This window comes from Arthrobacter sp. Soil_C_49, assembly GCF_057656635.1.
In genome coordinates this window covers 337,270-350,199 of the sequence record NZ_JBDGJZ010000002.1, presented here as the reverse complement: position 1 = coordinate 350,199, position 12,930 = coordinate 337,270, and the positions used below count along the sequence as shown (strand labels likewise).

Annotated in this window: 14 protein-coding genes; 4 read left to right on the top strand and 10 right to left on the bottom strand. The window is 67.3% G+C overall.

The features are described from left to right. Positions 1-182 precede the first annotated feature (182 nt). On the bottom strand, positions 183-1,793 hold the full coding sequence (groL, locus tag AC3A4Z_RS05025) for a chaperonin GroEL (RefSeq protein ID WP_493969884.1): 1,611 nt from the start codon (positions 1,791-1,793) through the stop codon (positions 183-185). 78 nt (positions 1,794-1,871) lie between these two features. Continuing rightward, positions 1,872-2,168, bottom strand: coding sequence for a co-chaperone GroES (groES, locus tag AC3A4Z_RS05020; protein ID WP_050054380.1), 297 nt, complete (start codon positions 2,166-2,168; stop codon positions 1,872-1,874). Positions 2,169-2,394: 226 nt separating this feature from the next. Here groES and AC3A4Z_RS05015 point away from each other — a divergent pair, with 226 nt between their 5' ends. Beyond that, a complete protein-coding gene (locus AC3A4Z_RS05015; protein WP_498710475.1) occupies positions 2,395-3,324 on the top strand; it encodes a DMT family transporter in 930 nt (309 codons plus the stop codon). Here the strand turns inward: AC3A4Z_RS05015 and AC3A4Z_RS05010 are convergent. Then, positions 3,249-3,626, bottom strand: a complete 378-nt coding sequence (locus tag AC3A4Z_RS05010) for a hypothetical protein (protein ID WP_498710474.1) — start codon at positions 3,624-3,626, stop codon at positions 3,249-3,251. The genes AC3A4Z_RS05015 and AC3A4Z_RS05010 overlap by 76 nt on opposite strands. A 54-nt stretch (positions 3,627-3,680) precedes the next feature. On the opposite strand from AC3A4Z_RS05010, the gene AC3A4Z_RS05005 reads away from it, so the two are divergent. Then, on the top strand, positions 3,681-4,910 hold the full coding sequence (locus AC3A4Z_RS05005; RefSeq protein WP_498710472.1) for a THUMP-like domain-containing protein: 1,230 nt from the start codon (positions 3,681-3,683) through the stop codon (positions 4,908-4,910). A gap of 17 nt (positions 4,911-4,927) precedes the next feature. Here AC3A4Z_RS05005 and AC3A4Z_RS05000 read toward each other — a convergent pair whose 3' ends face one another. Together AC3A4Z_RS05000 and AC3A4Z_RS04995 are read right to left on the bottom strand one after the other, a co-directional pair. Then, a complete protein-coding gene (locus tag AC3A4Z_RS05000; protein WP_498710471.1) occupies positions 4,928-5,746 on the bottom strand; it encodes a shikimate 5-dehydrogenase in 819 nt (272 codons plus the stop codon). A 19-nt stretch (positions 5,747-5,765) separates the two neighbouring features. Continuing rightward, positions 5,766-7,211, bottom strand: a complete 1,446-nt coding sequence (locus tag AC3A4Z_RS04995) for a glycoside hydrolase family 3 protein (RefSeq protein ID WP_498710470.1) — start codon at positions 7,209-7,211, stop codon at positions 5,766-5,768. 79 nt (positions 7,212-7,290) lie between these two features. Here AC3A4Z_RS04995 and AC3A4Z_RS04990 point away from each other — a divergent pair, with 79 nt between their 5' ends. Further along, on the top strand, positions 7,291-7,476 hold the full coding sequence (locus AC3A4Z_RS04990) for a hypothetical protein (RefSeq protein ID WP_498710469.1): 186 nt from the start codon (positions 7,291-7,293) through the stop codon (positions 7,474-7,476). 135 nt (positions 7,477-7,611) lie between these two features. Further along, entirely contained in the window at positions 7,612-8,763 is a 1,152-nt protein-coding gene (locus tag AC3A4Z_RS04985) for a glutamate--cysteine ligase (RefSeq protein ID WP_498710467.1), read from the top strand. Between the two features lie 11 nt (positions 8,764-8,774). Here AC3A4Z_RS04985 and tsaD read toward each other — a convergent pair whose 3' ends face one another. The 5 genes from tsaD to alr are packed head-to-tail and all read right to left on the bottom strand — an operon-like array spanning position 8,775 to position 12,907. Then, complete coding sequence (gene tsaD, locus AC3A4Z_RS04980) at positions 8,775-9,863, bottom strand: tRNA (adenosine(37)-N6)-threonylcarbamoyltransferase complex transferase subunit TsaD (RefSeq protein WP_498710466.1); 1,089 nt, start codon at positions 9,861-9,863, stop codon at positions 8,775-8,777. After that, positions 9,860-10,405, bottom strand: coding sequence for a ribosomal protein S18-alanine N-acetyltransferase (gene rimI / locus AC3A4Z_RS04975; protein ID WP_498710465.1), 546 nt, complete (start codon positions 10,403-10,405; stop codon positions 9,860-9,862). The genes tsaD and rimI overlap by 4 nt, the downstream gene beginning before the upstream one ends. Further along, entirely contained in the window at positions 10,402-11,073 is a 672-nt protein-coding gene (tsaB, locus tag AC3A4Z_RS04970) for a tRNA (adenosine(37)-N6)-threonylcarbamoyltransferase complex dimerization subunit type 1 TsaB (RefSeq protein WP_498710464.1), read from the bottom strand. The genes rimI and tsaB overlap by 4 nt, the downstream gene beginning before the upstream one ends. Next, positions 11,073-11,693, bottom strand: coding sequence for a tRNA (adenosine(37)-N6)-threonylcarbamoyltransferase complex ATPase subunit type 1 TsaE (tsaE, locus tag AC3A4Z_RS04965; RefSeq protein WP_498710462.1), 621 nt, complete (start codon positions 11,691-11,693; stop codon positions 11,073-11,075). The genes tsaB and tsaE overlap by 1 nt, the downstream gene beginning before the upstream one ends. After that, the gene (gene alr, locus AC3A4Z_RS04960) at positions 11,690-12,907 is read right to left on the bottom strand and encodes an alanine racemase (protein ID WP_498710461.1); all 1,218 of its coding nucleotides are present in this window, start codon (positions 12,905-12,907) and stop codon (positions 11,690-11,692) included. The genes tsaE and alr overlap by 4 nt, the downstream gene beginning before the upstream one ends. Positions 12,908-12,930 lie beyond the last annotated feature (23 nt).

The following is a 12,930-nucleotide window of genomic DNA, read 5'->3' as shown; positions in this document are numbered from 1 at the left end:
CGGCCCCGACGACGGGCCGGCTTACGGCCTGGGCAAGGGCGGGGAGCGGCTGCACTACTGGGTGATGGGCGGCCCCTGGACCTACGACGGCGGACACGACTTCGCGATGCAGGGCCCCGGGCACAAAAAACCGGCCCAGCTGATGCTGGACCGGTTTCTTGTGACTGCTGGACAGGGCAACGCTAGTGGCTGTGGCCTGCGTGCTCGTCTTCCTCGGCAGGCTTCTCTGCAACAAGGGTCTCGGTGGTGAGAACCAGGGCAGCGATGGAAGCTGCGTTGCGGAGGGCTGCGCGGGTGACCTTGACGGGGTCAATCACGCCGGCGGCGATCAGGTCCTCGTACTCGCCCGACTTGGCGTTGAAGCCGTTGTTGATGTCGAGGTCTGCAACCTTGGCGGTGATGACGTAGCCGTCGAAGCCGGCGTTCTGGGCGATCCAGCGCAGCGGCTGGACCAGGGCGCGGCGGACAATGCCCACAGCAGCGGCGGCGTCGCCTTCCAGTGCCTTGACGGCAGGGTCCTCATCCAGTGCCTTGAGGGCGTGGATCAGGGCAGAGCCGCCGCCGGCCACGATGCCTTCTTCGAGGGCAGCGCGGGTGGAGGACACAGCGTCCTCGATGCGGTGCTTCTTTTCCTTCAGCTCAACCTCGGTGGCTGCGCCGACCTTGATCACGCCGATGCCGCCGGCCAGCTTGGCCAGGCGTTCCTGGAGCTTTTCCTTGTCCCAGTCGGAGTCGGTGCGGGTCAGCTCGGCACGCAGCTGTGCCACGCGGGCTGCCACATCCTCGGCCGTACCGGCGCCGTCAACGATGGTGGTGTTGTCCTTGGTGACCGTGATGCGGCGGGCGGTACCCAGCACCTCGAGGCCAACGGTGTCCAGGCTCAGGCCCAGCTCCGGGGACACAACCTGCGCGCCGGTGAGGGTGGCGATGTCCTGCAGCATGGCCTTGCGGCGGTCGCCGAAGCCCGGAGCCTTGACGGCAACCACGTTCAGGGTGCCGCGGATGCGGTTGACGATCAGCGTGGACAGGGCCTCGCCGTCAACGTCTTCGGCAATGATGAACAGCGGCTTGCCGGCCTGAAGGGCCTTCTCCAGCAGCGGCAGGAATTCCTGCAGCGAGGAGATCTTGCCCTGGTTGATCAGGATGAGGGCGTCCTCGAGGACTGCTTCCTGGCGGTCCGCATCCGTGATGAAGTACGGGGACAGGTAGCCCTTGTCGAACTGCATGCCCTCGGTGAGGACCAGTTCGGTCTGGGTGGTGGAGGATTCCTCGATGGTGATCACACCATCCTTGCCAACCTTGCCGAAGGCCTCGGCCAGGAGCTCGCCAACCTCGTCGCTCTGGGCGGAGATGGCTGCAACGCTGGCCACCTGGGTGCCTTCAACGGGGCGGGCGTTCTCCAGCAGGCGGGCGGCCACGGCTTCCACGGAAACCTCGATGCCGCGCTTGATCTGGCCGGGGGCGGCGCCTGCCGCTACGTTGCGCAGGCCTTCCTTGACCAGGGCCTGGGCCAGGACCGTTGCGGTGGTGGTGCCGTCGCCGGCAACATCGTTGGTCTTGGTGGCAACTTCCTTGGCCAGCTGGGCACCAAGGTTCTCGTACGGGTCGTCCAGCTCAACTTCGCGGGCGATGGTGACGCCGTCATTCGTGATGGTGGGCGCGCCCCACTTCTTGTCCAGGACAACGTTGCGGCCGCGCGGGCCCAGCGTTACCTTGACGGTGTTGGCGAGCTTATCGATGCCGGCTTCAAGAGACCGGCGTGCAGCGTCGTTAAACGCAAGCTGCTTTGCCATGGTTCAGTCCTTTCAAGACAGAACCCCGCACAGCTGACCAGCAGAAGGCATGACCAGCGGCGCGGGGATCCGAAAGAGTTACTTTACGACGATCGCCAGGACGTCGCGGGCGGACAGCACGAGGTATTCGGTGCCGCTGTGCTTGACTTCGGTTCCGCCGTACTTGGAGTAGATAACAACGTCGCCTTCGGCAACGTCGAGCGGGACGCGGTTGCCGTTGTCGTCAAAGCGGCCGGGGCCTACTGCAACAACTTCGCCTTCCTGGGGCTTCTCCTGCGCGGAGTCCGGGATAACCAGGCCGGAAGCCGTGGTCTGCTCGGCTTCGAGCGGGCGGACAACAATACGATCCTCAAGAGGCTTAATAGAGACCGACACTCGGACCTCTCCTTTTCGTCAGCAAATTCGTGGACTGGAAAGCTTTCCCGACCTGGCTGGCAAACCGTCGTCGCGGTGCCGGCAGCAGCCTGGCTGGCAGCTCTTCATGTATTAGCACCCTCCTAGGGAGAGTGCTAATGAAGACTCTATGTAAGGGTTAGCACTCGGTCAAGGCGAGTGCCAGAGTTTTCGTCATCTGCGAACCCCGGCTGTGTACATTTGACCGGTGCGTGCTGCTGTATATCTGATCCTTGCCACCCTCTTCTGGGCCGGAAACTTCGTTGTGGGCCATGCCGCCATGGAGACCATGCAGCCGCTGCAGCTGACCTACTGGCGTTGGGCCCTGGCAGCGGTGCCGCTGCTGGTCCTCGCGCAGTTGGTGGAACGTCCGGACTGGCGGAGCATCCTTCGCCGCTGGCCCGTCCTGCTGCTCCTGAGTTGCCTGGGAATGAGTGCCTACACGCTGCTGCTCTACAGCGCGCTGGGCCACACCTCGGCCTTGAACGCGTCGCTGGTGACGGCAGCCAACCCCGCATTGATCGTGGTGCTGGCCGTGGTCCTGCTGCGGGACAGGCCCCGGCCGCTTGGCTGGGCGGGAATCGGGCTGGGCCTGGCCGGGGTCCTGCTGGTCCTTACCGGCGGCGACTTCCACCGGCTGCTGACCTTTTCCATCAACACAGGTGAACTGCTGATCCTCGCCGCCATTACCGTGTGGGGCCTCTACACCATCATCGGGCGGAGGGTGGATGTCCCGGCGATCACGTCCACGGCAGTCCAGGTGGCGATGGCCGCCGTCGTTCTGACCCCTGTTGCCCTCATCACCGGGGCCGGCCTGCCGGCGACCACTGCGGAGGGCTGGTCCCTGGCGTTCATCGCCTTGTTTCCGTCGCTGGGTTCCTACCTGCTGTGGAACCTTGCCCTGAAGCGCACCACGGCAGCCAATGCGGGCAACTACCTGAACCTGATCGCCGTGTTCACCGCGATCATCACTGTTGCCATGGGCCAGCCCATCACCCTGCCGCAGATCCTCGGCGGCGTCCTGGTGATTTCGGGAGTCCTGCTGACGAGTGCCGGCGGGCCTCAGCGTCCGAGGTCGTCGAAGTCGACGTCCTCCCCGCCGTCGCCCTCGCCCGATCCGGAGTTCCGGGCACGGTAAAGCACCACTCCTGCCCCTGCCGTCACCAGGAGCGCGGCAACCAGCACGGCGATGCTTCCGGCGCGGGCGCCGTCGTACAGTCCGCGGATGTCCTGCGCTTCCTGTGTGTCATCCGCGATGTTGTTGCCGCCCACGGAGTAGACGGTGGCATTGAAGGTATCCAGGAAGAAGATCACCACCAGGAGTCCGATGCACACCACGGCCACCAGGGCCCCGGTGATCAGCGCCGTCCGGGCGAATCTGGCGGGGCCCCTGTCCTTGGCTGGTTCTTCGGACTGCCGGGGGCCTGCGCTCTCTTCCATGGTTTCAACACTATCCCGCATCCCCCGCCGGCCTCCTCCACTAGGCTGGAACGCATGCCTCACGCTCCCCAGGACCACATAGCGCCCCTGCTCACTCCCGAAGGCTGGGACCTGCTGGCGTCCCTGGGCCCCTACCGGGAGGACACCTCCTTCGAGCTCAACTCGGCGCTGCGCAAGGCCGGGCACTCCCCCGACCTCGTCTCAGCTGTCCTGACCCAGTCCAGGCTCCGCACCAGAGCCGAAGCGAAGTTCGGCGAGTTTGCGCGCCGGATGCTGTTCACCCAAGCCGGCCTGGAGCAGGCCACGCGACTCAGTGTCGCCGCACGCCACGCCCAGCGGTTCGCCGAGGCAGGGATCAGCCACGTGGCGGACCTGGGCTGCGGCCTCGCCGCCGACTCCCTGGCCCTGGCGTCGCTGGACATCAACGTCACGGCAGTGGAAATGGACGAGACGACGGCGGCCTGCGCCACAGTGAACCTGATCCCCTTCCCCAATGCCACCGTGGTCCACGCCGACGCCACGTCCGTTCCGCTCGACGGGATCGACGGCGTCTGGCTGGATCCCGCCCGCCGGGTCACCTCCACCTCCGGTACCAAACGCATCTGGGACCCCGAGGCGTTTTCGCCGCCGTTGTCCTTTGCTGAATCCCTGGCCGCGTCAGGCAAGGCGGTGGGGGTCAAGATGGGCCCGGGCATGCCGCACGACTCCGTACCCGCGGACTGTGAGGCCCAATGGGTTTCCGTGGCCGGCGACGTGACCGAGGTGGCACTGTGGTTCAACGCCGTCCGCCGGCCCGGAATCCGCAGGGCCGCCCTGGTCCTGGGCGCCGCCGGTGCGGCCGAACTGACCAGCGGCGAGGACTTCGCTGCCGGTCCTGCCGCTCCTGTTGGTCCCGCAGAGGGCTACCTGTATGAGCCTGACGGTGCGGTAATCCGCGCAGGGCTGGTGGCCGACGTCGCACTTCAACTGGGCGGGCACCTGGTGGACGAGCACATCGCCTACATCTGCGCCCCGCAACTCGTGGACACACCCTTCGCGCGGGCCTATAAGGTCCTCGAAGTGATGCCTTACAACGTCAAGGCGCTCAAGGCGTGGGTGAAGGCGGAGGGGATCGGTGTGCTGGACATCAAGAAGCGCGGCACTGCGGTCACCCCTGAGGAACTGCGCAAGCAGCTGCTTCCCGGTGGAAAGGCGGGCGGGAAAAAGGCCGGCAGCAAAACGGCCACCCTGGTCCTGACCCGCATCGGGGAGGACCGGGTGGCCATTGTGGTGGAGCCTGTATAGGGCAGCAAGGCCCGCCGCTACTGGGCGCGCATGAACTCCTCGGCCGCGCGGACCTGTTCGGGAGTGGGCCGGACGCCGGTGTAGAGCACAAACTGTTCCAGCGCCTGGATGGTGGCCACCTCCGCTCCGGTGATCACCGGCTTTCCGGCAGCGCGTCCGGCCTTGATCAGCGGGGTTTCGGCGGGCAGGGCCACCACGTCGAACACTACGCGGGCGGCGTCGATGGTTTCCTGCGGGAAGGCGAGGGTGTCCACGTCAGGTCCGCCGGCCATTCCCAGGGGTGTCACGTTGATGATCAGGTCTGCCGTCCCGCCGTCGAGCTCCGGCCGCCATTTGAAGCCGTACTGTTCGGCGAGGGCCCGGCCGGTGGTTTCGTTCCGGGCGAGGACCGTGACGTCGGTGAACCCTGCGTCCCGCAGCGCGGCCACGGTGGCCTTGGCCATGCCGCCCGCGCCCTGGACGAGCACTGAGTAGCTGGTGGGGACCTCGTTAGAGGCCAGCAGCTGTTCGATCGCGGTGTAGTCGGTGTTGTAGGCCTTGAGGTGCCCGTCCGTGTTCACAATGGTGTTGACGGAATCGATGGCCTTGGCCGACGGGTCCATTTCGTCAACGAGGGCGATCACGTCCTCCTTGTACGGCATGGAGACGGCGCACCCCCGGATGCCCAGCCCGCGCACCCCGGCAATGGCCTGCTCCAGGTTGGTGGGGGCGAACGCCTTGTAGATCCAGTTCAAGTCCAGCTGCTCATAGAGGTGATTATGGAACCGGGTCCCGTTGTTGCTGGGCCGGGCCGAGAGCGAGATGCAGAGGGTCATGTCTTTATTCAGAATGGGCACCTGACCATTAAACGCGTTCTTACGGGCAGCCGGTGCCTGCCGGGAAGCTTCCGACGGCGGCAGGCAGCTTCCCGGGGGCGGCAGCTTTCCCGGCGAGGACGGCAGCAAGGGCGTCGAACGCTGCCTGGCTGCGGCCATAGAGGGCCATCTTGACCGGCGCGGCAGCGTCCTGCAGCGGCCACGGCGCGTCGAGGGCGACAGCGATGTCCCCTCCGGCAGGACGTCCGCCATAACCGATCAGGCTCACTACGGGCCCGGACCCGACAGCCAAGCCAGCACCGGCAGCAGCAGCCGCGAACCGTTCCCTGTCCGCCGGGCTGCCCCCTGCCACCTGCACAGCACCGGGAACCAACGCGCCGGAGCATTGGCCGGTAAGCACTGTCACCGCTGCCGCCGAAACTTTGGCAGACAGCGGAGTTCCACTCCCGGCCGGCAGGCCCGCTGACGCACCTGTCGCGGACACCGTCCGGGCATGCCACGTCATCATTGTTGCCACCCGCAGGGCTGCTTCATCGAGCCGGGCGGCGGGGAGGGCACCGGAGGCCACGGCACCAACAATTGCAGCGTGCGCCTGCTGGACATCCGCAGGCATCAGCAGGAGGTCAGCGCCCCCGGCCAGGGCCTTCACGGCGGCTGACCCTGCCGGGTACTGCTTGCTCACTGCTCCCATGTTCAGCGCATCAGTCACGGCCACGCCCTTGAAACCAAGCCCCCGCAGTGCAGCATACGTTGGGGCGGAGAGCGACGCCGGCACCCCGGGTTCCAGGGCAGGCACGGCGATGTGGCCGGTCATCACCATGGGCGCCTCCGCCGCGATGGCGGCCTGGAAGGGCTTCCAGTCCCGCTCCTGGAGTTCGGCCACGGTGGCCGGCTGCGAGGGAAGGTTCAGGTGCGAATCAGCCATGACAGATCCGTGCCCGGGGAAATGCTTGATGGTGGGCAGGACACCGGCGGCCAGCATGCCCTGGGAAAAGGCCACACTCAGGCCGGCGGTTGTGCCCGGATCGCCGGACATGGAGCGGGCGCCGATAGTGGGGTCCTTCGGGCCGATGGTCACGTCGGCGTCTGGCGCGAAATCCGTGTTGAAGCCCAGCGGCACCAGCTCGCCGGCCAGTCCCTGTCCCGCTTCCCGCGCAAGGGGGCCGCTGCCGGCAGCGCCGTAGCTCATGGGAGCGGGCCATTCCGTCAGCGGGGCGCCCAAGCGGGCCACGATCCCGCCTTCCTGGTCCACGCCGATGATACCGGGCCACGGCCTGCCGTCCGCCCTCGTGGCTTGGGCCAGCCGCTGGTTGATCGCGGTCATGGCGGCGAGGTCCACCTTTCCCTGCGGGTCCAGGGGGACGTTGTCGCCCATGATGATGGACCCGGCCAGGTGAAGGCGTTCGACGGCGGCGGCATGCACCGTGGCGTCCGTCCCGGTAAAGAAGGGAAGCAGGACCTGGCCGGCCTTCTGTTCGGGCGACATCGCGGCAACTGCCGCGGCAGCGGCGTCCTGGTCCCGCTGTTGGGGGCCCCACCCCAAGGGCCTCGCGGCGGGGTCCGCCGTGGCAGTAGGTGACGGGGGCGCCGTGCGGGGTGCCGGCGTCGTGCGCGGTGTAACGGAAGGGGCCGCCGACCTGGACGGCGGCGCTGAAGACGGTGCCGGCGAAGCGGCGGGTGGCGGGGCGGCCGTACAGGAGGCGAGCGCCACCGCAGTGGACGCTGCAGCCAGAACGGGGAAGGATTTGTGAAAACTGTCACGCAGGAGTTGGAACGGGGCCATCAATACGATGCTACCCCTGCACTAGACTTGAAACACCCGTGCGCCCGCCAGCAACAGCCTGTCAGCGGCGTGCCCAGCGGCAACCCGGACAGTGAGGATAGGCGTGAAGATTGACTTCGCTTCATCGAGGCAATCGACCCTCGGTGTGGAATGGGAGCTCGCACTGGTGGACGGCAGGACCGGCGAACTCGCCTCCGTGGCCAACGAGGTGCTCCGCGGAGTTGCCTCCCGGCACCCCGAGCTGAACGAGGACGACGAGCACCCGCACATCAAGCAGGAACTGCTGCTGAACACGGTTGAGCTGGTCACCGGCATCTGCGAAACGGCCGCCGATGCCAAGGAGGACCTCAGCCGGTCCCTCGCGGCCGTCCGTGAAATCACCGATCCCATGGGCGTGGAAGTGTTCTGCGCCGGCAGCCACCCCTTCAGCCCGCCGCAGCTGCAGCCGGTGACGGACAAAGCCCGGTACGCCAAACTCATCGACCGCACGCAGTGGTGGGGCCGCCAGATGGTGATCTACGGCGTGCACGTTCACGTAGGGCTGGACCGCCGCGAGAAGGCACTTCCCGTGCTGGACGGACTGGTCAACTACTTCCCGCACTTCCAGGCGCTCTCGGCGTCGAGCCCGTTCTGGGGCGGCGAAGACACCGGCTACGCTTCCCAGCGTGCCCTGATGTTCCAGCAGCTGCCCACCGCCGGCCTGCCCTTCCAGTTCCGCTCCTGGGAAGAATACGAGTCCTACGTGCAGGACATGTTCACCACCGGGGTGATCGATACCCTCTCGGAAATCCGCTGGGACATCCGGCCCGTGCCGAACCTGGGCACCATCGAAATGCGCATCTGCGACGGCCTGGCCACGCTCGAGGAAGTGGGCGCCATCGCGGCCCTCACCCAGTGCCTGGTGGACGAGTTCTCCACCACCCTGGACAACGGCGGGACCATTCCCACCATGCCGCCGTGGCACGTCCAGGAGAACAAGTGGCGCGCTGCGCGGTACGGCATGGACGCCATCATCATCCTCGACGCCGCCGGCAAGGAACAGCTGGTCACGGACCACCTGCTGGAAACCTTGAACCGACTGGAGCCCGTTGCGGCCAAGCTACGCTGCCAGGATGAGCTGGCCGACGTCGAGAAGATCATCCGCCGCGGCGCCGGGTATCAGCGGCAGCGCCGGGTGGCCGAAGAACACGGCGGCGATCTCCAGGCCGTGGTCCTGGACCTGGTCAAGCAGATGCGGAACGGCCCCACGGCCTGAACTTAGGGGGTTTAGGCGGGGAGGGACACCGCTGTGACCGGCATGGACGAGTCCGGGGCGAAACCGATTCCGCTCGGTGCCACTCCCGCCATCACCAGCTGCGCGCCCAGTGCGGCCACCATGGCGCCGTTGTCCGTGCAGAGATCCAGCGGCGGCACGTGCAGCCTGATCCCGGCCGAGGCGCAGCGCTGTCCGGTCAGCTCGCGGAGCCTCGAGTTCGCCGCGACGCCCCCGCCGAGCAGCACGTCCTTGATGCCGTGTTCCCTGCAGGCCAGCACGGCCTTGGAGGAAATGATGTCCACCACCGCTTCCTGGAAAGCCGCTGCGATGTCCGCGACCGGAACTTCCTGGCCGCGCGCTTCGAACTGCTCAACGCATCTGGCCACCGCCGTCTTGAGTCCGCTGAAGGACCAGTCGTAACGGTGCGGGCCGGGTTCCTCGGCGGTGCCCATGTACTTGGGTTGGCTGAGGCCGCGGGGGAAGCGGATGGACCTGGGGTTTCCGGTGCGGGCCATCTTGTCGATGGCCGGGCCGCCCGGGTAGCCGAGGCCGAGGATCCGGGCCACCTTGTCGTAGGCCTCGCCGGCGGCGTCGTCAATGGTGGAGCCGAGGAGGGCAACGTCGTCCGTGATGCTGTTGATCTTCAGGATTTCGGTGTGGCCGCCGGAGACCAGCAGGGCGCCGAGGTTTTCGGGCAGCTCCGGCGCCTGCCCGTCCTTGCCGTCCAACAGGCCCACGCCGACGTGCGCCACGAGGTGGTTGATGGCGTAGAGGGGCTTCCCCGTGGCCACCGCGAGCGCCTTCGCGGCACATACCCCCACCATGAGGGCGCCGGCCAGGCCGGGGCCGGACGTCACGGCGATGGCATCCACCTCGTGCAGGGTGACGCCGGCGTCGGACAAGGCCTGCTCAAGGGTGGGGACGAAGGCATCGAGGTGGGCGCGCGAGGCGATCTCCGGAATCACCCCGCCGAACCGGACATGCTCGTCCATCGAGGAAGAGACGGTGTTGGTCAACAGGGTGGTCCCCCGGACAATGCCCACGCCGGTTTCGTCACAGGACGATTCGATGCCGAGCACCAAAGGCTGCGCGGTGTTCATGGCTGGCCTGCTTCCGTTGATGTGCCGTCTCGATTGTCGTTGCTTGCTTCCTGGCTGGGCTCCTGGACGCCGGCGAGCTGCAGCCGCATGATGAGGGCGTCCACGCCGTCCCGGTAGTAGCGGGGGCGGACGTGGATCTGTTCGAAGCCGAAGCGCAGGTAAAGCTGCTGGGCACGGGGGTTGTCGGCGCGGACCTCCAGCAGGAGGTCCGCCGCGTGCCTGCGGCGTGCCTCCTCGATGAGCCGGGTGAGCAGCGTGGTGCCGATGCCGCGCCCTTCGTATTCGGGCACGACGGCGATGGTCTGGACGTCCGCGATGGGTTCGATGCACATCAGCCCGGCGTAGCCCACGATCCCTTCGCTGCCCTCGGCCACCAGGTACCACCGGGTGTCCGGCTGGGCCAGCTCGTCGTAGAACATGTGCAGGGGCCAGGCGTCCACCGGGAAAAGCCGCTGCTCCAGGACGCTGACGGCAACGACGTCGTCCGGGGTCATCCCGCGGACGGAGACACCATGGTTGCTGATATCCGGGGCGGCGCTCATAGGGCCCGCTTTCGGGGTCCGGGGATCTGGGCATCCGATTCGCGCAGGTAGAGCGGTGTGGAGTCCAGGAGTTCACCGCCGGCGGCGAGCCGGGCCAGCGCGAACTGGCCCAGGTACAGGGCGTCCGGCTGTTCACGGGCGAATTCCGGGTCCGCTTTCAAGGCATCTGCGTAAAGCCCGGCGCCGGCACCGTAAGCGGGAAGATCCGGCAGGTCCGCGGCGAAACTGACGTGCGGCCCATCTTCCAATACTGGCAACTGGCCTTCCATGAGGCTGTAACGCGCCCAGTACACTTCCTTGCGCCGCGCATCCGTGACCACCAGGAATTCCGGCGCCGCGGTGGTGGATTCGGCAACCTCAAGGGCCACGGCATCCAGGCTCATCATCCCGTACAGGGGTTTGCCCCAGACGAACGACAGGGTCCGCGCAGTAGCGATCCCTGAGCGCAGCCCGGTGAACGGTCCCGGCCCCACACCCACTACGAGGGCATCGATATCGGATCCGCTGACGCCGGTTTCAAGCAGCAGCTGCTGGATTTCCGGGGCCAGGACTTCTGCATGGCTCCGGGTATCCTCCGTGGAGAAACTGGCCACCACGCCTTCCAGGGCGTCGTCCGAAACCAGCGCGGCGCTGGCCACGGCTGAGGTATCGATGGCGAGGATCAGCATCAGGACTTCCCTTCAAAGGCGGCTACCGGTTCGGGAACAGCGGGCCAGCGCGGACCGTAGCCGCGCATCACAATGGTCCGGGGCTCGTCCGTGTCCTCGTTTTCGAAATCAAGCGTTCCGGTTGGTTCGCTTCCGGCCCCAAGGGCGCCACCCGTACCCAGGCCGATGGCGCGGTGCAGGTCGATTTCCAGCCGGCTCTCGCTCAGGTGCTCCACCCGGTCGTGGCCCCATTCGACCACCGTCACGGAGGAGTCAAGCGTGTTCTCGAGGTCGATGTCGTCGATTTCGGCGGCCGATCCCAGCCGGTACGCATCCACGTGCACCAGGTCCGGTCCGCCCGGGCGCGGCCCGTCGGCCAGATTGGGGTGGATGCGGACCAGGACGAACGTCGGAGAGATCACGCCGGAACGGACACCCAGCCCCTCCCCCAGGCCCTGCGTGAAGGTGGTTTTCCCGGCACCCAACTCGCCGGATAGCACCAGCAGGTCCCCGGCTGCCAGGATCCCCGCGAGGCGCACACCGAGGTTATGGGTCTGTTCCGCCGTCGTCGCCGTTAGGGTCATTTCCCAGTTGGGCCGGACCTCGGCACTGTCTTCTGCCGGCTGGCCGGACGGGCTCATGCGGCCCCCTCCGCATCACGACTGTCAAGGGGTTGCTCATTGATGAAGCGGCGCGGAACCCGGGGGCTGATCCGGGTCACGATCTCGTAATTGATGGTCCCGGCGGCGCGGGCCCAATCATCAGCCGTGGGGCCGCCGTCGGCTCCGTCGCCAAAGAGCTGCGCTTCTGCACCCAGCAGGCCTGCACCTGCGGGGCCGACGTCGCCAAGGTCGATCACCATCTGGTCCATGGCGATCCGTCCCACCACGGGGTAGGTCCTGCCGGCCACCCGGACCGGACCGCCGGTGGCGACGCGGGGAATCCCGTCGGCGTAACCCATCGGAATCAGGCCCAGCGTGCTGGCGCCGCTCGTGTGGTACCGGAGGCCGTAGGACACACCTTGCCCGTCAGGGACTTCCTTGCACTGGGACACCACGGTCCGCAGCGTCATGGCGGGGCGTAGTCCCAGCTCGGCCGAGGTCTGGCCGGCAAAGGGCGACAGGCCGTAGATACCCAGGCCCACCCGCACCAGGTCAAAGTGGGTGTCCGGACGGGAGAGCGTGGCCGGGGTGTTAGCAAGGTGCCGCACCTCGGGATCCACCCCGGCGTCCTCGGCGACCGCCAGGACTTCCCGGAACGCGGCGAGCTGCTGGTCAGTCTCGGGCCGCTCCGGCTCATCGGCCACGGCGAGGTGCGAGAAGATACCCACCACGCGCAGCAGCCCCTGGTCCTGGTATTCCAGGGCTTCGCCCACCAGATGGTCCCACGTCTCCAGGGTGGCGCCATTGCGGCCCAGGCCGGTATCCACTTTCAGGTGGATCCGCGCCGGCCGCTCCTGCTCCCGGGCCGCCGCTACAATCCGCTCAAGCTCCCAGCCCGAGCAGCCAATGTCGACGCCGGCAGCCACCGCCGCCCCGAAGTTGCTTTCCGTGGTGTGCAGCCAGGCGAGCAGCGGCGCGTCGATGCCCGCGGCCCGCAGCGCGAGGGCCTCCGAGATGTGCGCAACGCCGAGCCACGCGGCGCCTGCTTCGAGGGCAGCCCGGGCCACCGGAACCGCGCCATGGCCGTAGGCGTCAGCCTTCACCACGGCCATCACCTTCGCCGGCGACGCTGCAGCGGCCAGCCGGCGGACGTTGTGCCGGATGGCCTCAAGGTCGATGACGGCGGACCGTTCGTAGCGGGGGTCCTGTGCCAGGGCAGCGTCGAAATCACCGGTTGCAGCGGGGTAAGTCACCTTAGTGATTCTAGTGCTGGCGC

Coding starts and splice junctions, on each gene's coding strand:
- groL (WP_493969884.1), bottom strand. CDS start 1,793: ATGGCAAAGCAGCTTGCGTTTAACGACGCTGCACGCCGGTCTCTTGAA.
- tsaB (WP_498710464.1), bottom strand. CDS start 11,073: ATGCTGATCCTCGCCATCGATACCTCAGCCGTGGCCAGCGCCGCGCTG.
- AC3A4Z_RS05010 (WP_498710474.1), bottom strand. CDS start 3,626: ATGGAAGAGAGCGCAGGCCCCCGGCAGTCCGAAGAACCAGCCAAGGAC.
- AC3A4Z_RS05005 (WP_498710472.1), top strand. CDS start 3,681: ATGCCTCACGCTCCCCAGGACCACATAGCGCCCCTGCTCACTCCCGAA.
- tsaD (WP_498710466.1), bottom strand. CDS start 9,863: ATGAACACCGCGCAGCCTTTGGTGCTCGGCATCGAATCGTCCTGTGAC.
- tsaE (WP_498710462.1), bottom strand. CDS start 11,693: ATGAGCCCGTCCGGCCAGCCGGCAGAAGACAGTGCCGAGGTCCGGCCC.
- AC3A4Z_RS04995 (WP_498710470.1), bottom strand. CDS start 7,211: ATGTCGCCCGAACAGAAGGCCGGCCAGGTCCTGCTTCCCTTCTTTACC.
- rimI (WP_498710465.1), bottom strand. CDS start 10,405: ATGAGCGCCGCCCCGGATATCAGCAACCATGGTGTCTCCGTCCGCGGG.